This window comes from Pseudoalteromonas sp. APC 3358 (genome assembly GCF_030408075.1).
Classification (GTDB): Bacteria; Pseudomonadota; Gammaproteobacteria; order Enterobacterales; family Alteromonadaceae; genus Pseudoalteromonas; species Pseudoalteromonas arctica.
Genome location: NZ_JASDCE010000001.1, coordinates 444664 through 468594, shown reverse-complemented (window position 1 = coordinate 468594; position 23931 = coordinate 444664). Strand labels below are relative to the sequence as shown.

General features: G+C 39.3%; 21 protein-coding genes. 12 read left to right on the top strand and 9 right to left on the bottom strand.

Going from position 1 to position 23931, the window contains the following annotated elements; all coding sequences use genetic code 11:
• Positions 1 to 8: 8 nt before the first annotated feature.
• Complete coding sequence (locus tag QL995_RS02055) at positions 9 to 752, top strand: zinc-dependent metalloprotease family protein (protein ID WP_007583576.1); 744 nt, start codon at positions 9 to 11, stop codon at positions 750 to 752.
• 91 nt (positions 753 to 843) lie between these two features.
• Here QL995_RS02055 and QL995_RS02050 read toward each other — a convergent pair whose 3' ends face one another.
• Positions 844 to 2064 carry an ectonucleotide pyrophosphatase/phosphodiesterase gene (locus QL995_RS02050; RefSeq protein WP_290292197.1) on the bottom strand — a complete coding sequence of 407 codons (1221 nt, stop codon included), beginning with the start codon at positions 2062 to 2064 and terminating at the stop codon, positions 844 to 846.
• A 163-nt stretch (positions 2065 to 2227) separates the two neighbouring features.
• Here QL995_RS02050 and dgt point away from each other — a divergent pair, with 163 nt between their 5' ends.
• Together dgt and QL995_RS02040 are read left to right on the top strand one after the other, a co-directional pair.
• Positions 2228 to 3694, top strand: a complete 1467-nt coding sequence (gene dgt, locus QL995_RS02045; RefSeq protein ID WP_197192602.1) for a dGTPase — start codon at positions 2228 to 2230, stop codon at positions 3692 to 3694.
• Between the two features lie 72 nt (positions 3695 to 3766).
• On the top strand, positions 3767 to 5404 hold the full coding sequence (locus QL995_RS02040; RefSeq protein ID WP_290292188.1) for a cell surface protein: 1638 nt from the start codon (positions 3767 to 3769) through the stop codon (positions 5402 to 5404).
• Between the two features lie 319 nt (positions 5405 to 5723).
• Here QL995_RS02040 and QL995_RS02035 read toward each other — a convergent pair whose 3' ends face one another.
• From QL995_RS02035 to QL995_RS02025, 3 genes are all read right to left on the bottom strand, one after another.
• Positions 5724 to 6602, bottom strand: a complete 879-nt coding sequence (locus QL995_RS02035; protein ID WP_024591551.1) for a bile acid:sodium symporter family protein — start codon at positions 6600 to 6602, stop codon at positions 5724 to 5726.
• A gap of 86 nt (positions 6603 to 6688) precedes the next feature.
• The gene (locus QL995_RS02030) at positions 6689 to 7270 is read right to left on the bottom strand and encodes a uracil-DNA glycosylase family protein (protein WP_024591552.1); all 582 of its coding nucleotides are present in this window, start codon (positions 7268 to 7270) and stop codon (positions 6689 to 6691) included.
• Between the two features lie 150 nt (positions 7271 to 7420).
• Positions 7421 to 7777: a VOC family protein gene (locus QL995_RS02025; protein ID WP_290292183.1), complete on the bottom strand. Its 357-nt coding sequence runs from the start codon at positions 7775 to 7777 to the stop codon at positions 7421 to 7423.
• Between the two features lie 232 nt (positions 7778 to 8009).
• Here QL995_RS02025 and QL995_RS02020 point away from each other — a divergent pair, with 232 nt between their 5' ends.
• The 3 genes from QL995_RS02020 to QL995_RS02010 are packed head-to-tail and all read left to right on the top strand — an operon-like array spanning position 8010 to position 10281.
• Positions 8010 to 8351 (top strand): hypothetical protein, encoded by a 342-nt coding sequence (locus QL995_RS02020; protein WP_007583591.1) that lies wholly within the window; start codon positions 8010 to 8012, stop codon positions 8349 to 8351.
• On the top strand, positions 8348 to 9949 hold the full coding sequence (locus QL995_RS02015; RefSeq protein ID WP_290292179.1) for a PepSY-associated TM helix domain-containing protein: 1602 nt from the start codon (positions 8348 to 8350) through the stop codon (positions 9947 to 9949). Before QL995_RS02020 ends, QL995_RS02015 begins: the two co-directional genes overlap by 4 nt.
• A complete protein-coding gene (locus QL995_RS02010; RefSeq protein WP_007583595.1) occupies positions 9946 to 10281 on the top strand; it encodes a DUF3325 domain-containing protein in 336 nt (111 codons plus the stop codon). The genes QL995_RS02015 and QL995_RS02010 overlap by 4 nt, the downstream gene beginning before the upstream one ends.
• Before the next feature lie 209 nt (positions 10282 to 10490).
• Here QL995_RS02010 and QL995_RS02005 read toward each other — a convergent pair whose 3' ends face one another.
• Positions 10491 to 11012 (bottom strand): lipocalin family protein, encoded by a 522-nt coding sequence (locus QL995_RS02005; protein WP_007583597.1) that lies wholly within the window; start codon positions 11010 to 11012, stop codon positions 10491 to 10493.
• 130 nt (positions 11013 to 11142) lie between these two features.
• On the opposite strand from QL995_RS02005, the gene QL995_RS02000 reads away from it, so the two are divergent.
• From QL995_RS02000 to QL995_RS01985, 4 genes are read left to right on the top strand one after another with little or no spacing between them, the layout of a single operon-like run.
• Positions 11143 to 11598, top strand: a complete 456-nt coding sequence (locus QL995_RS02000; RefSeq protein WP_007376692.1) for a YaiI/YqxD family protein — start codon at positions 11143 to 11145, stop codon at positions 11596 to 11598.
• Between the two features lies 1 nt (position 11599).
• Positions 11600 to 12157, top strand: coding sequence for a hypothetical protein (locus QL995_RS01995; RefSeq protein ID WP_290292172.1), 558 nt, complete (start codon positions 11600 to 11602; stop codon positions 12155 to 12157).
• 19 nt (positions 12158 to 12176) lie between these two features.
• On the top strand, positions 12177 to 12569 hold the full coding sequence (locus tag QL995_RS01990) for an ACT domain-containing protein (protein WP_197121120.1): 393 nt from the start codon (positions 12177 to 12179) through the stop codon (positions 12567 to 12569).
• A gap of 47 nt (positions 12570 to 12616) precedes the next feature.
• Positions 12617 to 14083 carry a P-loop NTPase fold protein gene (locus tag QL995_RS01985; RefSeq protein ID WP_290292168.1) on the top strand — a complete coding sequence of 489 codons (1467 nt, stop codon included), beginning with the start codon at positions 12617 to 12619 and terminating at the stop codon, positions 14081 to 14083.
• 213 nt (positions 14084 to 14296) lie between these two features.
• On the opposite strand, the gene QL995_RS01980 is transcribed toward QL995_RS01985, so the two are convergent.
• The 4 genes from QL995_RS01980 to QL995_RS01965 form a co-directional block, all read right to left on the bottom strand.
• Positions 14297 to 14953 (bottom strand): class I SAM-dependent methyltransferase, encoded by a 657-nt coding sequence (locus QL995_RS01980; RefSeq protein ID WP_010552879.1) that lies wholly within the window; start codon positions 14951 to 14953, stop codon positions 14297 to 14299.
• Between the two features lie 28 nt (positions 14954 to 14981).
• Positions 14982 to 18632: an AAA family ATPase gene (locus QL995_RS01975; RefSeq protein ID WP_290292165.1), complete on the bottom strand. Its 3651-nt coding sequence runs from the start codon at positions 18630 to 18632 to the stop codon at positions 14982 to 14984.
• A complete protein-coding gene (locus tag QL995_RS01970; protein WP_290292162.1) occupies positions 18629 to 19876 on the bottom strand; it encodes an exonuclease SbcCD subunit D C-terminal domain-containing protein in 1248 nt (415 codons plus the stop codon). Before QL995_RS01970 ends, QL995_RS01975 begins: the two co-directional genes overlap by 4 nt.
• A 78-nt stretch (positions 19877 to 19954) precedes the next feature.
• Positions 19955 to 20191, bottom strand: coding sequence for a hypothetical protein (locus QL995_RS01965; RefSeq protein ID WP_002959190.1), 237 nt, complete (start codon positions 20189 to 20191; stop codon positions 19955 to 19957).
• A 579-nt stretch (positions 20192 to 20770) separates the two neighbouring features.
• Between QL995_RS01965 and QL995_RS01960 the strand changes: the two genes are divergently transcribed.
• On the top strand, positions 20771 to 23218 hold the full coding sequence (locus QL995_RS01960) for a M1 family metallopeptidase (RefSeq protein WP_290292159.1): 2448 nt from the start codon (positions 20771 to 20773) through the stop codon (positions 23216 to 23218).
• Positions 23218 to 23712: a DUF6702 family protein gene (locus QL995_RS01955; RefSeq protein WP_024609288.1), complete on the top strand. Its 495-nt coding sequence runs from the start codon at positions 23218 to 23220 to the stop codon at positions 23710 to 23712. Before QL995_RS01960 ends, QL995_RS01955 begins: the two co-directional genes overlap by 1 nt.
• Positions 23713 to 23931 lie beyond the last annotated feature (219 nt).

The window sequence follows — 23931 nt, the reverse complement described above, 5'->3', positions numbered from 1 at the left end:
ATACAATAATGAAAAAAGTAATCACAACAACCGCACTGGCTGCGGCATTATGTGCAGCAAGTGTTGCACAAGCAGAAACAATCGATATCGGTATTTTATATACCGACCAATCAGCTGCTGCAACTAGCAATATTGACACTAAAATAAATCAACTAATTGCTTTTAGTAATCAGGTATATAGCCAAAATGGCGTTGATATAACACTACGCTTAGCTGGCAAACAAAACTTAGGTGACTATGCAGTAACGCCGTCTGAGGATTGGTTAGATTCGGTTACAAATAGCAGCTACGTAGATGGTTTACGCAGCGATTGGAAAGCCGACATGATTGCCGTATTAGGTACTGGTCAAAGTGCTGGCAATGGGCTTATTTCATGTGGTTTAGCATGGGTTGGCCAAGGCACTAATGGCAATCTATACAGCTCAATGAGCAGCCGTATGTACTCAATCACTGCAATTGATTGTGGTGCAACTACATTTGTACACGAACTTGGTCATAACCAAGGTTTAGCGCATTCACGCAAACAAGGTGATACGTCTGGCGGTGTATATGTAGATGGCATGGGTCACGGCGTACAAAACGAGTTTGCAAGTATAATGGCTTACCCGCACGTTTACGGTAGCGCTACTCAGTACGATTACTTCTCTAACCCTGGCTGGAGCGTAAACGGTATTGCATTTGGTATTACAAACCAAGCGCATGCAATTCGCACAGTTACTGCTACAAAAACAAGTATTGCTAACTTTAAATAAGCTGCCCAATAAAAAAGTGGGCTAAATAGCCCACTTTATAGTTTTAACATGTTCTTCCCTGCAGAGCGCTTACGCGCTCTTTTAGATTAAGCTAATGCACAACGATTTTTTGCTTAATTGCTGGCATTAATGTTTTACCATTGCCATCTACTTTGTTTAACAATTTAAGTCCCATCACTTTTGCAAGTACTGGGTAAATATCAAGGTTATTTACTTCTTTAAGGCTTATACCTTGTTTAAATGCAGGGCCTACAGCAATAAATGATGCTGCCATATCCTCGGTATATGCATAACCGTGAGTCCCTAAATAGGTTGGTTTTTTACCATTGGTAAATACCGCTGGCGCTGTAGTTTGCACCACAATATCGCCTACGCGAGTGCCTTTATTGTAATGATACGCTGCTAATTGCTCGTCAGTTAATACTGTATAACGACCGTTTGACGCATCTCGTAAACGTGCTTTGTAACCTTCAATATCAGCGTTTTTAGCATCCGGTTGGGTATAAATAAGTAAACGTGGGCCTGTATTTTTAACTAAAAAGTTTTCATCTTGAGGCAGTGTGGTTACATCAATGCTTTTATCTGGATCTATACTCGTCATACCGTGATCCGACACAATAACTAAGTTTACCTCTTGCTCTAATTTACTTAAGCGAGTTTGTAATTGCCCCATTAATTCATCAAGCTGTTTAACTGCATCACGCGTTTGTGGTGCGTCTGGCCCAAATTCATGGCCCATGCTGTCAACTAGCGAAAAGTAACTCGCAATAAAACGTGGGCGCTGTGCTTTTGGTAAGCTTAACCACTGAATAATTTGATCAACACGGCTTTGGTAATCGCTGTATTTAGAATAGTGATAAAAGTAATCTGGTGTCATGCCGTTAAATAATGCATCTGACTCAGGCCAAAAATAAGTAGCCGATTTAAGCCCCTGCATTTTTGCTAAATTCCAAAGCGGAATACCCTTTACCCATGTGCTATCGCCCAATGCTTTGCCCATGCTGTAACAGTCGTTTTTACGCGCTTTATCACAAAAGCTATTATCAACAATGCCATGGTTTACTGGCAGTAAGCCCGTAATAATAGAAATATGATTAGGAAACGTTTTAGTTGGATAAACAGGTATTAGTTTTTGTGCGCGAACACCGCGCTCGGCCATTGCTTTTAAATTTGGCGCGCCGTGTTTTTCAATATAATCCCAACGCAGGCCATCAATTGATACAAGCACCACAGTTTGCTCTTTTGCAGCAAATGCGCTGTTCATTCCTAACATTAGGCAAATTGATACTGCCTTTAAAATCCACTGTTTCATTATAAACACCTATAAATGCACAACAATTACTCAAAAAATTATTTTAAAGCAAGTTGTTACTTTATGATACAAACTGATAGATTAAACCCTGTATATTAAAGACAAATGACTATGTGCTAAAAACTATGCCAGTCATCAATTGTAAAAAAGGACAAGTATAAAGATGACCATAGATTTTAGTAAAAAAATAACGCCAGCGCGTATGTACCGCACCACAGCAAACTTACAGATGGCGCTAGAAAGCGACCGTGGACGTATTATTAACAGTGCCGCTATTCGCAGGCTGCAGCAAAAAACACAAGTGTTTCCGCTTGAGCGCAACGCAGCTGTACGCTCTCGCCTTACCCACTCGCTTGAGGTACAACAGGTTGGTCGTTTTATAGTGCAACGTATTTTTGCTAATTTAAGCTACGAGCAACAAAAAGATTACGGCTTAACCGAGCTAGAGCGCCCGCTAGAAAGCCTAGTAGAAATGGCCTGCCTAATGCACGACATAGGCAACCCACCGTTTGGGCATTTTGGCGAAGCGGCTATTAACCACTGGTTTAATAACAACCTAGCAAGCGTAACACCCGAGCGCTGTAAAGAACCAAACACCGGTATAGGTGTTGTTTTTAAACACCTTGCGCTTGATATTTGTAACTTTGAGGGCAACGCCCAAGGCATACGTATAATTCATTCTTTGCAAACGCTTAATTTAACCTACAGCCAAAGTGCTGGTATTTTAAAATACACTCGCCCTGCTGGGCTTGATGTAAAAGACATTCCGCAAAATAAAAACTATTTAATGAAAAAAGTAGGTTACTACTACAGCGAAAAAAACTTTGTTGAAGCGCTACAAAAAGAGCTCACTATTGAGCCTTACTGCCGCCATCCTGCAAGTTACATAATGGAAGCCGCCGACGACATTTCGTATTGCCTAGCCGACATAGAAGACGCCGTAGAAAAAGACATAATAAGCACTGAGTTGCTGTGCGAAAAACTTAAAAGTAGTTACAAAAAAGTATTAATAAATCTATTAATCGACGACGCTCAACATCAAAATTTTGTAGACAAAGCCGTAGACTACGCACTAGAGCGTGCACAAGCACAACCCTATAATTTTAATAGTGAATTTTTTATATACCTGCGGGTTGCATTGCTACATCCGCTAGTAAATCACGCCGCAAAACGCTTTATCGAAAATATAGAACCTATTTATCATGGCGATTTTAACCAAGCGCTTTTAGAAGATAGAAGCCATCTACATGCAGTAACTAAAACACTAAAGCAGGTAGCGCTTGAGCATGTATTTTCAAACAAAGAAGTCGAAAAATTAGAGCTACAAGGGTATCGCATAATTAATGGTTTGCTCGATTGCTATAAACCATTACTGCTACTAAACAAGGATGACTTTAAGCGTGCACTAAATGGCGATTCACGTTTATTAATAGAGTCGCGACTTGTTAAAAAGCTCTCTAAAAAGCACTTAAATAGTTACCAACACGCAATAGATGCGATGCAAGAAGAGCCCGATCACTTTGCGGCATACGAGTTTTATTATCGTTGTAGATTAATCCAAGATTATATAAGCGGTATGACCGACCAATTTGCTTACGATGAATATCGCAGCCTTATGGTTATTGATTAGTTGTATTACTCTGGATAATTTTTAATTTTGCGCTTAAAATCAAACTATTAATATTTAAGCGCGCATAACTTCATGATATCAAAACTAATTAGATTTACCCTTTGCTTTGCCTTATTTTATAGTGCGCAAAGTGCTGCATACAACGAAGCTATGTGCATTTTAATTAAACAAGAAATGCAGCAAAATAGTAATAATAAAGCGAGTCAAAAATATCGTAAAGCTGCGCGTGATTACAAAAATAACTGTAATAAGCCAAAAGAAATTCAAGCACAACCTAAGCCCCAAATAATAGAGCCTGAGCCGACTATTATTACTCAGCCACAACCTAAAATTGTTGAACCTGCCCCTGTAATTAAACCTACTGAAAAAGCTGTTAAAGAAAGCATCAACGAGCAAACCCTTAATTTAACTAATGATCAAAAACAACAAATAAACGATCAGCTAAATACCAACAGTAACGAAATAGTAATTGATGCAGAGCCAACAAAAGCAGCACCCGAGCAAGTAGTTACAGAGCAAAAAAGCGAAGCCGCAATAGAGCAAGTAAAACCGGCGACGCCAGAGCAAAACGTTCAACCTACGCCTGAAAAGTCTGTACCTGTAAAACCAGCACCGGTGTTAACTAAACCAGCGCCAGTAATTGCGCCGCAACCTGTAGCACAAAGCCCAAGCTCGTTACTTTTACCCACTTTAATACTTGTTATAGTGGTACTTATTGGCGTTATGGTAGTCGTGCGCCTGCGCCGTGCAAAACAAAGTAAAGCGATGGCAAAACCGACTATAGCGGCTCCACCTGAAGTTAAATCAGAAAAAATTGCTACGCCAGCTAAACCTGAAATTAAAGCAACAAAGCCAGTACAAACAACAAAAGAGCCAAAGATTGAGCCTGTCGTCATTAACGAAGCAACTCAAAATAATAAAGCAGTTGAGAGCAGCGTAGCGACAAATGAAGAGTCAGTGGAACCTACTAACACAGCGCAGATCTCAGATGAGCAAAACAACGTAGTTACTCCATCGCAAACAAGTGAAATTGAGTCTGCACAAATGGAGCCAGCAGATACTTTAGAGCAAACAAGTACCGCTACGTTTAACGAAGTAAAACAAAAACCTGAACCTAATACCGCCGAGTTTGAAGCCGCCGCCAAAACAACCTTAGAGCGCATTAAAAATGCCAGCAGCTTTAATGAGCCAGAGGTACGCGACTTTGACCCAGATGCAAAGCCAGTAAAAAAACAACGTAAGCACTATACAGCGCAAGTAACGGAGCCTGCGCCAATAGAAGCTGAACATAACACTGTAGAGCCGGTTATTACTACTCCTGAGCCAGTAACAGCGAGTGAGCCGGTTATAGATTTACACGCTCCAGAGCAAATATCTGACGCTCAATCGACTACGTATACAACCGAGCAAGACTTTAAAGAACCAGAGGTGCGTACATTTAACCCAGATGCACCATTACCTGGTGAAAAGCCGATGCCTAAAAAAGAAGACGCGATACCTGAGCAAGCACAAACAACACAGCTAGTTGATGAGCCAGTAATTGAGCCTAAAAAAGCGGACAGTAACAATCCATTTGCTAACTTGTCGTTAGACTCAAGCTGGGATCCTGACTCAACTGAAAAGCCCACAATAGAAGAGAAAAAACGCGCGCCAAAATCGCAAGCATTAATAGATGCAGAAGAACGCGCTAAAAACATGCAAACCAAATAGTAAGTTTTAAAGTAGCGCCTCATATTTGAGGCGCAGTTTTAGTAACCAAATAATTAACTGCTTTTTTACCCCATATTACTTACACTCTTATCCCATCCTAAAATGCGCCCTAGTAATTAGAAGCTTCACTCCTCGCGCAAACAAGCTCAGCGCCTAGTGCAATATTCAAGCTTGATAGTCTTTTGTGAGCCTACACTTGTTGACGCGATGGGTGCAGAGCATACATTTAACAGGTGGTATTTTTAGACTGGAGTTTACGGCTACGTTATCCGCAGCCATAAATTAAAGTAACTTGGTCAACATGCCCTAATTAAAAGTCCTAGTTAACAGCCCTAGCGGTACGTTTATTTTTAAGCTTTAACCCGCCAATTAATAGCAGTGGCCCTATAAACATAGCAAGGCCATACACGCCACCGGTAACCGCGTATTCTGGTTTATTCAAAAAGCTAATAGCAATTAAAATAGCTAACGATGCATTTTGAATTCCAACCTCAATTGAAAGCGTCAACGAATCAGTTAAATTTAATTTTGAGCACTTAGCAATTAACCAACCAACAACCATTGAACCAATATTAAGCGCTATGCACGCCCAAAATACATCGTTAAATGAGCTAACTAATAAATCGCGCTCTTTTATTACTAGTGCGGCAATCATCATAAGCATAAAAAACAACGAGAAGCGTCTAAAAAACGGCTCTGCTTTAATGGCAAAATCACTTTTAAAATGACGTAACCAAATGCCTATAGCAACTGGCACTAAGGTAATAAAAAATAGCCCTAATGAAGTAGTTAAAATAGAGAAAGTAGCATCGTCTGCTGGGGCAAACTGACTCATAGCAAAGCCAATAATGAACGGTGTGGTTATTATACTAATTGCGGTAGAGGCAGCGGTTAAACTTACCGAAAGCGCTAAATTAGCTTTAGCAAGCTGGCTTACTACATTTGACATAGTACCGCCGGGGCAGGCAGCTAATATCATTAAACCAATAGCGATAGGCGTTGGTAGGTTAAGTAAATAACACAGCCCTAATGCTAATAAAGGCATTGCTACAAGTTGACCTATTAAACCCATAACAATGGCAAGCGGGCTTTTAAATAGACGAGTAAAATCGTTTGTTGTGAGCCCAAGACCCATACCAAACATAATAAGTGCAAGGGCGAGCGGAAGTATTACTTCAGTTAATATAGATGCATTCAAATTAGACGGCCTCGTTTGTTATTGTTTTTAATTGGAGTGTTAATTTTTAAGTTAACTGTAACGCCTCTTTGCAATAGCTAGAAGCATTACTTATTTAAAATAGTAGCAATGCGTTTACCCAGTTCCGGAAGTACATCTTGCTCAAACCATGGATTCTTTTTAAGCCATATATTATTACGCGGACTGGGGTGTGGAAGCACTAAATAATTTGGCCAATACTCACGCCACGATTTTACTAACTCCGTAAGTGGCATTTTTTTAGTCTCCGGTAAATGATACGCCTGCGCGTATTTACCAAGCACTATTGTCAGCTCAATATTTGGTAGTGCAGCCAATAATTGCTCGCGCCATGCTGGGGCACATTCTTTTCTCGGTGGTAAATCACCCGACTTACCCCTACCCGGGTAGCAAAAGCCCATAGGTAAAATGGCTATATTATTAGCATCGTAAAATTCGTCCCTTGTTAGCCCAAGCCATTCTCGTAGGCGGTTTCCGCTTGCATCGTTAAACGGCACGCCTGTTTCGTGAACTTTTATACCCGGTGCTTGGCCTGCGATTAAAATACGTGCGTTTGGGTTAAATTGTATTACAGGTCGAGCCCCTAAAGGTAAATGAGGATCACAGATCACGCATTTACTAACTTGGTCTATTAATTGGTGACTATTCATGTTTATTTGGCCTTAAATGCTTAATTTTTATCCTAAATGGCCATTTAGGATAAATGAGTTGGTAAAAAATCGGTTTATTTTATCTAAAATGGCGATTAGTTAGTAAAATCCTGATCTTTAAGCCTAAATGCCCTACAGCCCTTATAGTACCTAGTGTTCTTTCGCCCATACCGCAAATTCGTTACCACTTGGTTCTGTAAAGTGAAACCGACAACCGCCAGGAAACTCAAAAATAGGTTTTAATATTACTCCGCCAAATGTCTCTACTTTTTTAAAGGTTGCGTGTATGTCGTCGCTATAAAAAATAAGTAATACTGCCCCATGCTGAGTTAGTGATTTTAATGGAGCCTGAAAAATCCCACCATCTAACCCCTCCCCACTAAATGCCGTGTATTCTGGGCCGTAGTCAGTAAACTGCCAATTAAATACATGACTAAAAAAGGCCTTAGTTGCGGGTAAGTCACATGCAGGAAACTCAACGTAATTTAGTTTTTCGTGATCGCTCATCGTTATTTCACTCTTTATTTTTACTCAGTTTATTAACCTTAAGCTTTACATACAGCCTGTGCAATATCATTAAACAATAACAGATCAGTATTTTACTAAGTAATTAAGTAAGTAAGCATAATTTACTTAAAAGTTAAACATCACAAATGAGAATAGCTATCTTTTGTATTTGTAACATATATAATAGCGCCTTTGTTTTATCCTCAGCTTTAAATAAAGGGATTAATTAACTATGCAGGCACCTTTGCACAGTGCGCCATTCGATAAGGTTAACGTAATTGCGCTTATAGTAAAAAGCGTAAGCAGTTATCGAGTTTTGGTATTTTTACGTTTTTTTATTGCCATAATTGGTGGCTATGCCTTTACCTCTGCAAGTACTGCGTTATTAAGTTTTGTATTGCCAATAGCTAAGCAAGACGCTGTACTGTTTAGTGTTTCAATCAGCATTTTAATTTATGCCGTAGTATTTATTTATGCCTTTAGCGTTAAATCATTAAGAAAAGTTTGGATCAGTATTTTACTAAGTACAGGTGCGTTTATCGGATTGCTTGTATTACTAAAGGGTTGGGTATGAAAGACAGCTTTTTCAGATCGATGACTTGGTTACACACTTGGGTAGGGTTACTCGTTTGTTGGTTATTATATTTAATATTTTTTGCAGGAACACTTAGCTTTTTTAGAGACGAAATAACGCTGTGGAATCAACCTGCCATACATAATGTACAAGCCCAAACACAGCGTATAGAAGCGCAAAAACAACAAATAATTACAGGGTTCGATTACTTAGCTAACCATGGAGCTAACTCATCAAGCTGGCGTATTACATTACCTGAGCCGCGTATTCCTTATTTAATTTATGGTTATGCAAAGCCAAAAGAGCCAGACCAGCGCCGCAGCCAGTTTAAAAACACACAGTTAAACCCTAATACCATGAAAGAGCTTGAGCCCTTTGTAGATACTAAAGGTGGTAACTTTTTTTATCGGTTGCATTATGATTTACATTACATGGATGCAATAACCGCACGCTGGATTGTATGCTTTGCCAGCTTTTTTATGCTAATTGCCATTATATCGGGTGTGGTTATTCATAAGCGTATTTTTAAAGATATGTTTAGTTTTAGACGTAATAAAGGTAGCCGTACGTGGTTAGATGCCCACAATTTAAGCTCTGTGCTTGCCCTGCCTTTTCATTTAATGATTACTTACACGGGCATGATTACGCTCATATTTATGTTGTTTCCCTACCCTGCGCAAACGTCTTACGATGACGGCATGCGTGGCTTTTTTAACGATGTAACCCCTCGCAACACCATGACCGATAAAGTCCAAGGCGAATCATCAATGGTGCCGATTCAAAGCATTTTGGATCAGGTTTATACTAAGTGGCCTCATGCAGATATTACTCGCGTACAAGTTAACCAACCAAATATGGCAGCTTCAACAATTACCGTATTGGTAAGCGCAGGTAAAACACTGCGTGACCAAGCACCACGCTTAATATTTAGTGGTGCTACAGGGCAAATGGTTGCTAAAACTGATGACGAGCTAACTAGCAGCAAAGCGCTTTACGAGTCGCTTAATTCAATGCATACGGGGCGTTTAGCTACGTGGTTGTTGCGCTGGTTATACGTATTAGGCGGTATTGCAGGCTGTGTAATGATTGGCTCTGGCTGTATTATGTGGGCTAAGCGAATTCGCGAGCGAACTAAAAATAACGTTAAACCTTCGTTTGGTTTAAAACTAGTTGAAGGGTTAAACCTAGCCACTATTATGGGACTTCCACTGGCAACGTGTGCATTTTTTATTGCTAACAGACTACTTAGCCCAACTACCGCAGAGCGCGCCGATAAAGAAATACTCGCGTTCTTTTTAACATGGCTAGCGGTTGCTCTTTTAGCACTTATAAAGCGCGACACACTGCAATGGCGAGTTATGGCAGCTATAAATGCTGTTGCATGTTTAAGCGTACCGGTTATTAATGCACTTACAACTAACGGTAATATAGTTAGCTATTTGATGCACAAACAGTGGGCTTTATTTACTTTTGATGCACTGTTTTTGTTATTTAGTATATTATTTTTTATACAAACCGAAAAATTACGTACTGCTAAAAACAACTCAAAAATAATCAGCCCTAGTCAATCTAATAACCTTAAAAGGCAAAAACCATGATTGATTTACTTGGGTTCAGCCTATGTCTGCTCAGTTTTAACTGTTTTGCGCTGGCTAAGTATAATCATTTTAAAGATGTATTTAAAAAACGCCCTACAGAATCCCAACGTAAAAAGCTGCTATTAGCAGCTTGGATCAGTATTTTACTAAGCTTGGTGCTTTGTATAGTTACTCAAGGTGGATATGGAACATTACTATTTTGCGGTTTTATGAGCCTAAGTGTCTTAATTATAATGGTTTTTTATAATTTTTTAGTAGGCTACGTAAAGTGGTTTAGTGTTTTAAATAGCGTGTTAGTTGTACTAAGTGGGTTGTTTTTAGCATTAAACTAGCCTTAGTTAGTAAAAACGTGATCCGTTACTTTCCCATAGATTAGGCAAAAAAAATGGCAAGCTATATAGCTTGCCAACAATAGGGGATATTCAGTGTTTCCAATACTTGCTGTCTCACGGCAAGTACACACAATATAACCATAATATATTTAAGTTACTTTACAGTTAGGTGACTCTTTTATTACTACTGTAAAGGGGCTTTACATTGTTTATTGCTTAACCCAAATTATTTCATCGGTAGCAAAGCCCAACTCTTTAGCTTTAGTTAAAAAGTGTTCTTTAAGCTCTTTGCTAACCGTTGGTGTACGCGATAAAAACCACAAGTAATCTTTGTTGTAACTGGTTATAAATGCATATTGATAATCGGGTTGGTCAAGTTCAAAAATCACGTAAGCGCCATAAAATGGACCAAAAAACGAAACTTTAAAATGCCCGGTGTCAGTGCCCTCAACAAACTTGGCCAAGCCTTCGGCGTCATCCCATTTTTTATCATCCGTTAAATACCCTTTGTTAAGGACCTTTACTGTGCCGTCGTCGTTAATTGAATAAGTAGCGGTAACTTGCTCCATACCTTCTTCGAATGAGTGATTGAGCCGCGCTATTTCAAACCATTTGCCTTTATATTTTTGTATATCAAAGTTTTTAACGGGTGTTATTCCCTCAGGAGGGCTGGTGCAAGCACTAAGAAAAAATAGCCCTGTAATAAGTAAACCGTATTTAATAGCCTTCATGTAAGCTCCTTTTTAAATTACATAAATAGTACGTATTATCTAAATATAGATGGATATAAAGTTTGCTAGCCGATTAAAAAAAATTGCTATAGGATCATATTAATTCTAAAGCAATAAAAATGACCATAGCATGAAAATTTGGGTAGATGCAGACGCGTGTCCTGTTGTTATAAAAGAAATACTTTTTAGAGCTGCAGAGCGTATGAAAATCGAGACTATTTTAGTGGCTAATCACGCAATGCGTATTCCGCCGTCAAAATACATAAGCCGCGTTCAAGTATCGTCGGGGTTTGATGTAGCCGACGACGAAATAGTAAAACGTATTGAAAAAGGCGATTTAGTTATTACTGGCGATATTCCGCTAGCAAGTGAAGTAATTGATAACGGCGGGCAAGCACTCAACCCGCGTGGCGAGCTTTATACCACCGAGAATATCCGCTCAATACTTAACGTGCGCGACTTTATGGATACCATGCGCTCAAGTGGCGTAGAAATGAGTGGTGGGCCACCGCCACTTAGCCAAACCGATCGCCAAAACTTTGCAAATAACCTCGACCGTATTTTAGCGCAAAACAAGGCTAACTAACTTGAATACCCAATTAGTTGGCTTAGGTGATACGCAATTTAGCGTGGCGGTATACGTAGCAAAAGCGCCGCCAATGCCGTTTTTTGAAACACTTGAATGCCTAGAACCGGTTATAAATGAGCAAATAAATACCATAAACCAGCACTGTGGTAATGGTTGGCGTAAGGTATTTAACGTTTACGCCAAAGTGCTATTTTCCCTGCCAAGTGAGCATTATTCATTTGCTAAACAAGCCCCTACTTGGCAACAATATCGCGATGAGTTTTTACTGCAAAAAAACAGTAAAACCGCCCTGCTATTTAGCGCGCCCAACATTACTATTACGTGTGCAGATAAAGCTACTAGCAATAAAAACCAGCTACATATAATTGCTGGGCGTACGCACGCTAAAAACTTATTACAACAAGGTAAGTTACATGCACAATTTGATTGGCTCGACGACGAGTTTGCAATAGACACCAGTAACAACATTATTGTGTGCCCATATTTTGATTACAGGCAATTAAGTAATATAAAAATTGCGAGATTAAGCGAGCTAGTCGCGCAGCTAAAAAAATAACACATTGTAAGGAACTACCATGGCCGGAATTTTAGAGTTAAACGAATTATTAAAATCAATGCAGCCTGCGCTTAAGCAAGGCGAGTATATTTTTTGTTGTTTGGCAGGGAAATTGGCTGATTATGTTCATTTAGAGCCACTTGCCACTTATGTTGAAGAAGAAGGGCTAACCCTTATTTTAAAAGCTGAAACTGCCGATAAAGCAGGTATTACTTACGAGGGTAAATATAATTTAATTACCCTTAACGTACATTCAAGCTTAGAGGCCGTTGGGTTAACGGCTGCGGTATCTGCAAAGCTGACTGAGCATAATATAAGTGCTAATGTGGTCGCTGCGTTTTATCACGACCATATTTTTGTACAAACAGATAAAGCACAAGCTGCAATGAAAGCGCTTGGAGAGATTGGTTAGGTTTTTTGTAAGCTATAGATACTATTTAAAAATATACGGAAAAATATATGGATGTTTCAAATCACGCTAGCAAGTTTAATCAATGGAAAGACACGTATAATTGGAATACATGTAAAACGAATAGAAAAGAATATGGTCAGTTCATAGCCCAGTTTTTAACTTCAGAAAGCCGGGTGCTCAATCTGAATGGTATTTATGGCTCTGGTAAAACAGAATTTATTAGACGCTTGTATGTAGAGCTTGCTCAACGTAACCATCCTGTTGTATACATTGATGTTTGGGAAAGTGACTTTTCAAATAATCCTCTTGCTGTTATTTGCAGTGAATTATTACAGCAAATTGAGTATGTTTTTAAGGAAAAGGATCCCACCGGAAAAGCTGTCGAGATCGGGAAAGCAAAAAACATATTTAATAAGTTAAAAAGTAAGTTAGGTATATGCTTAAAGTACGCTGAGCCAGCGACAGCTTTTACGGGGGATCCCTCTTTAATTTCAGGGGTGAAAGCTATCTCTAAAATTGTAGAGGTTACACCGGACTTAAACGACTCTAAGCAATTTCAGAAGTACACTGAAACGATTCAAAAAAACCATATAGAATCTATTCAGGCAGTTAAAGATATAAAAGAATATTTAACCTATTTATCTGAACTAATTGAAATCATTTATGCGTTGAATATACCAATAGTTATTTTGATCGATGAACTAGATAGGTGCCGTCCAAATTATGCTATCGAAATTTTGGAGGTTATTAAGCACTTTTTTGAAACAGAGGGGTTTACCTTTTTAGTTGCTACAAATACAGAAGTCCTAGAACATTCAGTGAAGTCAATATATAGGATTGACTTTGACGCACAACTTTATTTACGTCGATTTTTTGACCGAAAAATCACCTTACCCCAAGTGTCTATGATGAATTACTTAACTTCGAAAAATTTAGATTTTGATAAATATAAAAATAAGAAAGTACTTCTTTATCCATTTATTGATGATCAAACTATCAATCTAAGTGTGTTTGCGAGCTTATTTGAAAATAACAAAATTGAGCTAAGGGGTATTGAACAAATATTAAATAGATTTTTTGTAAGCTTAGATTATGCGGTAAATCAACGAAAATCATCGGAAACTTTAATAAACACAGTTGTACTTATGCTTGGGTTAATAGAGCAGCATTTAGACAAAGTAGAGCAAGTTGAAAGAACGAATGCAGAAAAAGCTTATTTTTCAGTTGCAATTGAGCGCCCTATTAAAGATTTGATTGAGAGTATGTTTAACTGTGTAACAATTACTCAAGCTCTTAAGTGCCATTCTACTGGCGGAAGAGTTACAGAGTTTGGACACCCGCAGACTATGCTTATTGTTGAATCAAGTAACTTTTCAAAAGTGAAGTCAACAAATCATCAGAGCTTAGAATCAGCAATTTCAAAAATGATAAGTTATTTTAATGATGATAATTTTAATTATTGGATGTGGGAAGACTACCAAAAAATAATTCTATTATCTGGTCATATTGAATAATAAAAAGTTCATCAGGTTAGACCGATTAGGTGCGGACTGATATAACAACAATCTGAGTAATATTAACATTAGCCCGTCGGGTGGCGCTTCGCTTAACCGACCTACGTATAAAATAAAAGCGTGGTGTAGAGAGGGTTATATAAAAACACCGAGTTTGTTCACTCGGTGTTTTTATTGGTGCCAAATAGCGGGTGCTTGTTCAGCTTGTAAAACTTAAACTACATACCCACTAAAACCTAGCGCTTTAAAATACAGCTTCGGAATGCCAAATTTGCACTCATTTAGCAGTTCGCTAAAGCGCATTCTATCAAGCGGGTAAAACTCATTTTCTAAGTCGTGCCCTGTTTGTGTTTTACCTGTTTCGGTTAAACCCAATTGCGCGCACGTTGTAAGCTGGGCTTCGCGCTCAAATGAAGTTTCAGGGCGCATTAGATCTGCAATATAAAGGTTGGCGTCTTTTTTAAGGCTTCCTTTAATCGCTTTTAGTAACTCTTTTTTATCGCCATTATCTTGTACAAAATGCATTACCAATAAACATAAAACGGCATCGGCTTTAACCGATAATTTATTAACAGGTCCGTTATGAATATTAACGCGGCTTGCTATGCCTTGCTCATCAAATTGCTGCTTCGCGATAGCAAGCATATCGGCTGATGTATCTTGCGCGGTAAATTGCCATGTAGGGTTTAATGCAGCCAGTGCAAGTACTTCTTTGCCTGTGCCTGCCCCTACTACTAAAATATGCGCATTATCGCTTAGCGTTGCTTTTAGCTGTGCGTTGGTGAGCTGATGTAATAATTCATAACCAGGAACTAAACGGGTTATACGGCTATCGTATTGTGTTGCTTGCTCGCCTGTAAACGTTGGCATTGTATCTCCTTGTTTTCAGTAATGTTGCTTATAAAACTTCAACTGTGGAATATCCACCTGGCTTTTTGGCTACATGCACTTGAGTGGCTACACGCTCGCTCATTTGTGTTACGTGCGATATAACGCCTACTTTTCTGCCTTGTGCTTGCAAAGAATCCAAAGCGTCCATTGCAATGCTTAGGGTTTCGCTGTCTAACGTACCAAACCCTTCGTCAATAAACAAAGAATTGATTTGTACTTTGTTTGACGAAAGCGATGCTAAACCAAGTGCAAGTGCGAGCGATACTAAAAATGACTCCCCGCCTGAGAGTGTATTAACAGAGCGTTGCTCGTCGGCCATGTCGCGGTCAATAATCGCAATGTCGAGCGTTTGCGCTATGGCGGTTAATTCGTAGCGTTTGTTGAGTGTTTTTAAATGGCTGTTGGCATAGTGCAGTAATATTTTTAACGTTTGTGTTTGCGCTAAGTTACGCATGGTTTTACCCGTTGCATCACCCAATACTTTATTAAGCAAGTGCCATTGTTCAACCTGGGTTTTAAGCGTAGTTAACTCAGCTTGTTTGCCTTCAAGCGCTTTCGCATTTTGGTTATGTTGCTCAATAGCGGTATTAGTTGCTAGTAATGAATTTTGCAGCTGCGTTTGTTGCTCGTTTAAGCTGCTTAGTTGCGTACTTAAAGCCTCTGCACTTTGCGTAGGTTTATCGCTACTGTTGTGTTTTTCAAGCGTAAGTTGCTGCTGTTTTAATGCGGCGTTTGCATCTGTTAGCGCTTGAGTTAACTGCTCGTGCTGAGTTAAATGCGCTTTAATAGTCTCGCTACTAAGCGTTAGTAAAATTTTGACCTGTTCGTGCGTTGTATTGCTGTATTGCGCTTTAAAGTCAGTAAACCACTGGTTATAACGTGCTTCAAGTGTTGCTAATTCTTGGCTACTTTCAAGCAAGCGTTGCTCTACATTTTTAAGCGTTATAGCGTGCTCATCTCGTTGTTTTACCGCGTCGTCATAGGCTTTTTGACTCGCTTGAACCTGCGATTGCAGTTGCTCTTGCGCACTTGTAAGTTTTGCTTGGTAGTCGTCTGCACTTATTTGCTCGTTATTAAATAAAGCTAAGCGCTCACTTTGTACAGTGCTTAGTAAATTTTTAGCTTTTACAAGCTCTTCATTAAGTGCTTTTAACGACTGCTCGTTGTTACTTATAAGCGGTGTGAGCTGCTTTATTTGTTCATTAGCTTTGTCTTGGCGCTTTTGGCTTTGCTCAAGTTGCGTTTGAGTTTGCTGATACTGCGTAACCTGCTCGTGCAGCTCGCTAAGTTCAAGCGTATTGGCTTGTAGTTGCTGCCAAAAATCACTGTTTTCAAATTGATTATTGAGCGTTGTACCAAGCTCGTTAATTTGCACACTAAGTTCGCTATGCTTACTCGTTAACTGGTTTTGCTGATGTGTAAACTCAAGGTGTTTATTACTAAGTTGCTGCTGTACTTGCTGCTCTGCTTTAAGTGCTGCTAGTAGCTCATTTACTTTAGTTTGCAGTGTACGCTGGCGTTTTTGTTGCTCAAAGTATTGCGCTTTTTGCTCCGTTAACTGCTTATAAGTTACTTCAAGCTGAGCAGGCGTTAAGTCGTTAAGCTCTGTGCGTGCGCCTTGCATGGTATTTTTAATGTCGAGCTGTTTAGCTTTTGCCGTTTGTATTACTTGCTCAAGTTGCCCGTGTTCAGCAGTTAATACGGCATGTTGAGTTTGGTGCTTATGCAGCTCGCTTTGTGCATGGTCAAATTGCTTTTTAGCTATATTAAAATCATTTTCAAAATCAGTAATTAAGTTATTTAATTGCTGATTTTGATTTACCGCATACGGGTGCTCAGTTGCACCGCACACTAAACAAGGTTCATTAGGGCGAAGCTCAGTGCGTAAATGCTCTACGTTCTCGCTGGCTCTTAAGCGCGCTTGGTTAAGTGCGTACTCGTTGCCTTTAAGCGCTTGCTCGCTGGTTATTAAATGCTGATTAAGTAATGCATGGGCTTGCTGGCTTTCATTTAACTGCTGATTAAGCACTTGTTGGCGTTGAGTACTTTGTTTTAGTTCTGCGTTAAATTGTCCGTAGCGCTCTCGCTGCTCTTTTAAGTAATCAATACTTTTTAACTGCGCGTCGCAGTGCTCTGCATTAAACTCATTAAGCTGAGTATTTAATGCCTGTAAAGTTGATTGCTCACCACTAAGTGCCACCTCGCACTGTTGCACTTTATTATTTTGTGTATTTAAACGCTCAGTCTGACTTGCAAGCTCCCTATTAAGAGTTTGGCTTTGTGCAAGGTTTGCGGTTAATTGCTGCTGTGCATTTAAGTAAGTATTAAAGCTTTGCTGATAGTAGCTCCAGTCTTTTGCTAAAACATGCAGCTGTGCATGTTCATTAAGCCATTGCTGGCTTTTAGTTGATTCGGTATTAGCGAGTTCAAGCTCGCTATTGCTTTGTTTAAGCTGCTGTGTGAACTCATCTAATTGAGATTGCTCTTTGGTTATTTGCGACTCAGTACCTTTTACAGCTTGAGTTTGCAACGCAATGCTGCTGTCGAGCTCTCTCGCTTTAGCTATAACGGGCGCTGCATTTTGTTTTTGCTCATTGGCGTTATTAAGCAGCTCGGTATGCTTAGCAAGCGCGGTATTACGCTCGTTAATTAACGCTAAATGATCAACACTTTTAAGCGATGTTATTTGCTGATCCAACGCCGTATTTTGATCGGTTAACAAATTAAAACGGCTGCGGTTATCTTTTATTTCAAGCGCTTGTTTAGCTTGTTTTGCCTGCTCGCTTTGCTCAACGATACTTTCAAGCGCTGAGCTTGCTTGTTGCTGGGTTTGCTGTGCTTGCAGTAAGTTTTGCTCAAGTACTGTAGCTTGCTGATACCAGTTAAGTGCTTTTTCGGTTTTGGATAGCTCTTTTTTAGTGTGTTCGGTTTGCGCTTTTAAATCGGTTAACTTGGTTTGTTGTAGCTCAAGTTCTTCTGGGGTTAACAAAGTATAGCTTTCAAGACCAGCTTTAAGCGCTTCAAGCTTTGCTACTTGCTCTTTATGGCGCTCAAAAATACGCACGCCAATACGGCTAAATTTATCGGTACCTGTTAAGCACTCTAAAAGTTGCGCTCGCTCATCGCCAGTGGCTTTTAAAAACGCAGCAAACTCATGTTGTGCTAAAAGTACGGCACGGGAGAACTGCTCAAAGTTAAGCCCTATTTTACTCTCGACTTCTTTTATTGTGTGGCTTTTGTCAGCTAAAAGGGTTTCGTCTGGCAGGGTTACTAAAGTGTGCTCTGCTACTTTAAGTTTGCCTGTTACTTTTTTATGGGTTCGTGCAATTGTATAGCGCGCACGATAAAGCTGTTTATCTTGTCCTAAAAAGTCGACCTCGGCGTAGCCTTCCCATGTACCTCTGCGTAGCAAGTTTCGCGCATCATTAAGCTTAATGCTGTCGCCGTTAAACTCAATTAAGTTACCTTTATCACCGCGCAGCCTCGCTGTTTTTGTATAAAGGGCTAAACAAATGGCATCTAAAAAGGTACTTTTACCAGCGCCAGTATCGCCTGTGATGGCAAATAGACCTGCGTCTTTTAATGGGGCTTTAGTAAAATCTATTTCAGCGTCAACTATTGAGGCTAAATTATGAATACGAACTGCGGTTATTTTCATAGTTGTTCTTGCTCCGTAAGCTCGTTTATCACGTCACTTAAAAGTGCTTTTAGCTCATCGGGTACGCTTTGCCCTGACATGTCTTTATCGTTTGCGAACGCTTGTTCTAATAGGTTTAGTGGATTGAGCATTTCAACTTCGCTTAAATCTTCAAATACGGTGTTGTCGTCATTTTGCGCTGATTGCTCACGTACACGTTCAATACCACAAAATTTAATATGCTTACCTTCAAGTGCTTGTTCTATTTGTTCTCTGAAGGTGGTGTCGGTATCGCTTGATTTAAGCTTTACACGTAAATAAGGCGCTATTGTATTTTGTGCAGTGTCGAGCGCTTTAATTTGCTCGCATAGTTCGCTTAATGGTACACACCCCCCTTTTGGTAAAATAATTACATCGGCAGAGCGCGGAATGTAAAGGGGGTTTACAGTTGTACTAATATGTTGTTTTTCATCAATAATAAACTCAACAACATTTACTTGGTGCGTGTAGTTACGTTCTGAAAACGACATAGGGATTGGTGTGCCGCTGTAGCGAATAACATCACTTTTAGCGACTTGTTGCGCTTTGTGTAAGTGCCCAAGGGCAACGTAGTTGGCTTGTTTACCAAATACATTGGCTGAAATAGACTCTTCACCACCTATTACTAAGTTACGCTCAGAATCACTTGAGATATCCCCGCCTTTTGCGTGTAAATGCCCCATAACTATTAATGGTGAGTTTTGCTCATTCTCATTAAGAGCTTGCTTTAGTGCAAGCTCGTAAGCTTTTGAAACGCCTTGAGCATAACTAGGGCCGCTTTCGGTTTGGCTAAGTAAACTTACATCACTTGCGCGTAAAAATGGCATAGCGACGATTACAGCGCGTTTACCATTGGTATTTATGGTAATAACAGTTTCATCGGGTGTTGCGACATCAAAGCGCCCTACTACGTGAGTATCAAACTGTACAAGTAATGGCTGAGCTGCCAAAATACGATTTGCAGAGTCGTGGTTACCCGCAATAATCACTACGTGTAATAGTGGGCATGCTTTTTTGGCGTCTTTAATAAATTGATAAAGCTGATTTTCGGCGCTAGCACTTGGTGTTGCTGTATGATAAATATCGCCCGCAACTAAAAGTAAGTCTATTTGTTGTTCAACAAGAGTGGCTAATAACCATGTAAAAAAAGCTTGATGTTCAACACGGCGATCGTGTTCGTAAAATTGTTGGCCAAGGTGCCAATCTGAGGTGTGGAGGACTTTCATGTCGCGCTCTTAATAAAACCGTAAGAGCGCCAATATACCCAAGGCTGTTAAAGATGCAAGCCTAAGGCATGCATTACGTTAGGTTAAACTGTACCAAGCTGAAAAAACAACCGGTAATGCTAAAAGTGCCATTAATAATGGAATTTTTAACGTTTTAGTTTGTTTTGCGTGTAGCGCCTTTAGTGCATTAGTTTCGTTGCACGCTGCTACTTTATCGATATAAAAATAACCCGAATCGAGATACTGCTTACAGTTATTCTCACTTGCTGGAATCGCAATTAGTTCTTGTTGTTTTTTTAGGATGTAAAAATCCATAAGCCCACCGCATTTCTTGCTAGTAATCGATATTAATTTGAGGATAAATGTGACGAATTTATTTGCCTCAAATAAAAAGGTTGGCGATTTTAAATATAAACAGCACTAAAGATCAACCTAAAATTACACTATTTGTCATTTATCGTACAAATAGCGAATATTAATGAAGTTCGGCAATATTTGAGCCAATTATTTACTCGTTTCACTGTGTTTTTGTTCAGTAGAAAGGGCTTTTAGGCTATTTTACTTGTTGCGAATTAGTAATACTTATACGTAGGGTTAATGGTCTACCTGGTAATGCCAAAGCAATACTTTTTTAGCAATATATATAAAATGAATGATATTTTTTTAAGTTCTGGGACTTAGTATTTAACCGATCAAAACCATTATTAAAACCCAATTTTGTAAACCCCCTTTACAGTTTTTATCTATTCGTATTTTGTTACAAAATAATTGTATTTTTCAATCTAAAAAACTAAGTGAACATCACCCTAAAAATACGGTACTTGGTCGCTAATTTATTGAAGCTAACTGGTATATTTGTCAAAGTACGCTCACAAAATTATATTAGGACTAACAATGAAAAAAATAGGTCTTACGCTAAGTGCTTTTGTATTGCCATTCGCAATATCGAGTGCAGCTATGGCGTCTTCGGTTGAGCAAACAAAAGGTTCTTTTGTTGATAAATTTCGTCAATTAGACGAAGCACTTCCTACACCCAATGTTTATCGTAGTGCCGCTGGCGAACCAGGTGAAAAATACTGGCAGCAACGTGTAAACTACGATATTGATGTGAAGCTAGATGAAAAAAAGCACCGCATCACTGGTAGTCAAAGCATTGAATATAAAAATAACTCACCACATACGCTTAAATATTTATGGTTACAGTTAGATCAAAATATTTTTAAGAGTGACTCTATTGCCGAAACAACAAAAACATTTAAAAGCACTTTAGAAAGCTTACCAGCTCAAAAGCCCGCTAAATTAAGTTTAGGTGAATTACGTCGTCAGCAATTTATGAGCGACAACGAACTGGGTTATACAATCAGTAGCGTAAAAGATGACGATGGTAAAGAGCTACGCGTAACTGTAGTTGATACCTTAATGCGCATCGATTTAAACGAGCCATTAAAACCAGGTAAAGAAGTAGAATTTAGCATGAACTTTGCCTTCAACATTGTTGAAGAAGATGCAGTGGGTGCACGTTCTGGTTACGAGCACTTTGAAGAAGACGGCAACGACATATTCTTAATTGCTCAGTGGTTTCCTCGTTTAGCCGCTTATACCGATTACGAAGCATGGACAAACAAGCCGTTTTTAGGCTCAGGTGAGTTTACGCTTGAGTTTGGTGATTACGATGTTGAGATTACTGTTCCGGCAGATCACATTGTATCGGCAACAGGTAAACTTGATAACGCGAGCAAAGTACTTACAAGTACTCAGCGTAAACGTTTAAAGCAAGCCGAAACATCTAAGCGTCCTGTGTTTATTGTTAACGCAGAAGAAGCGCTAGAAAACGAAAAAGAAGGCACCGACAAAACTAAAACGTGGCACTTTAAAGCGCAAAACGTACGTGACTTTGCCTGGGCGTCGTCTCGTAAGTTTATGTGGGATGCAAAAGGCTATCAACAAGGTGGTGACGTTCAGCCTTTAGTTATGGCAATGTCGTTCTTCCCTAAAGAAGGTGGTGACTTATGGGAGAAGTACTCAACTGAAGCGGTAGTACACACAATGGAAGTGTACTCTAAGTATTCTTTTGACTACCCATACCCAACTGCGCAATCGGTAAATGGCCCTGTTGGCGGTATGGAATACCCAATGATTACCTTTAACGGCCCGCGTACTAAGTTACAAGATGATGGTACACGTACTTATTCTCAAGCTGAAAAGCGCTTTTTACTTGGCGTAGTTATTCATGAAGTGGGTCATATTTACTTTCCAATGATTGTTAACTCAGATGAGCGCCAATGGACGTGGATGGATGAAGGCTTAAATAGCTTTTTAGATGGCGTTGCTGGTCGTGAATGGGATCCTACTATTCCTTGGGGTGTTGAGCCTCGCGATATAGTGAGCTACATGAAGTCTGAAAACCAAGTACCTGTTATGACTCAGTCAGACAGTGTATTACGCTTAGGTCCTAATGCTTATACTAAACCTGCAGCAGCCCTTAATATTTTACGTGAAGTAATTTTAGGTCGTGACTTATTCGACTTTGCATTTAAAGAGTATGCTCAACGCTGGAAATACAAGCGCCCTACTCCAGCTGATTTTTTCCGTACAATGGAAGAAGCCTCTGGTGTTGATTTAGATTGGTTTTGGCGTGGCTGGTTTTACACCACAGACCATGTAGATATCTCTTTAGATAAAGTATATCAACTACGTTTAGACACTAAAAACCCTGATATTGATTACAGCCGTTTACGTGATATTGAAGCAGACAAACCTACTTCATTATTTGTTGAGCGTAACCGCGCACAAGGTAAAAAAACATGGGTTGAGAAAAACTCTGATGTTACCGATTTTTATGACGAAAACGACCGTTTTACTGTAACCAATAAAGAACGTAACTCGTACAATAAGTTTTTAAAAGGCTTAGAGCCGTGGGAGCGTAAAACGCTTGAGCGTGCTTTAGAAGAAGATAAAAACTATTACGTTATGGAATTTTCAAACCTTGGCGGTTTGGTAATGCCTATTCTATTAGAGCTAACATATGAAGATGGCACTAAAGAAGAGCGCTATATTCCTGCTGAAATTTGGCGTCGTAATTATAAAAACGTCCAGAAGCTGATTGTTACCGATAAAAACAAACCGCTTGTATCAGTTACTGTCGATCCAGGCTGGGAAACAGCTGACGTAGATGTTGAAAACAATAACTACCCTCGTCGTATTATTCCTTCACGTATTGAAGTGTTTAAAAAGGAAAAGAGTAAAGCTAAAGTAAGTCGCGATATCATGCAAGATATTAAAACTGAGCTTAAAACTGATGAGAAGAAAGACGAAAAGGATGACGGTGAGGAGCAGCAATAATGCGCTTTTTGCTTATTATTGTTTGCCTTTTAGTTGCTGCGCCAAGTATGGCGCATCAACTAAAGTCGTCAGTTACAACCGTGCTTTTTAATAAACGAACGCATAATGTTGAATTAATGCATCGCTTTTATTTACATGATACCGAACACGCCGTAGGAACATTGTTTAAAGGCAAAATTGATATTATTAGTAATAAAGCCGACCAACAACGTTTTGCTAAGTATGTTGAATCGCATGTTGCTCTACAAACGTTAAGTGGCGAACCTTTACCACTTAGCTTTGTTGGGGCACAAGTTGATGGTAAGTTTTTTTGGGTTTACCAAGAAGCACCAATTCCTGAAAATATTGAAGGAATTAAAATGAGTAATGGCGCACTTCGTGATTTATGGCCATCTCAGGTAAATATGGTAAACGTTGAGGGCAAAGGTAAGATTAAAACTTTAAACTTTGCTCAAGATGATACTTGGCTCGAAGCCCGCTTTGAGCAAAATTAATATTTAAAACTTCCCCAACCGACGCGCACAGCAGTTGTTTATGTGCGCGTTTTCTTCATACGTTTAAACTGCGTTCATGTTTGATCTGTTATTTGTAAATTTACGTAAAATTTGTGAGTTCAATTTGTATATTTACCTTTTTTTGCGCATGATATATCAAGCACTTAAATTACTTTGTTATCAATAGATTGATAAAGGTGCGTATTAATATTTAAATAT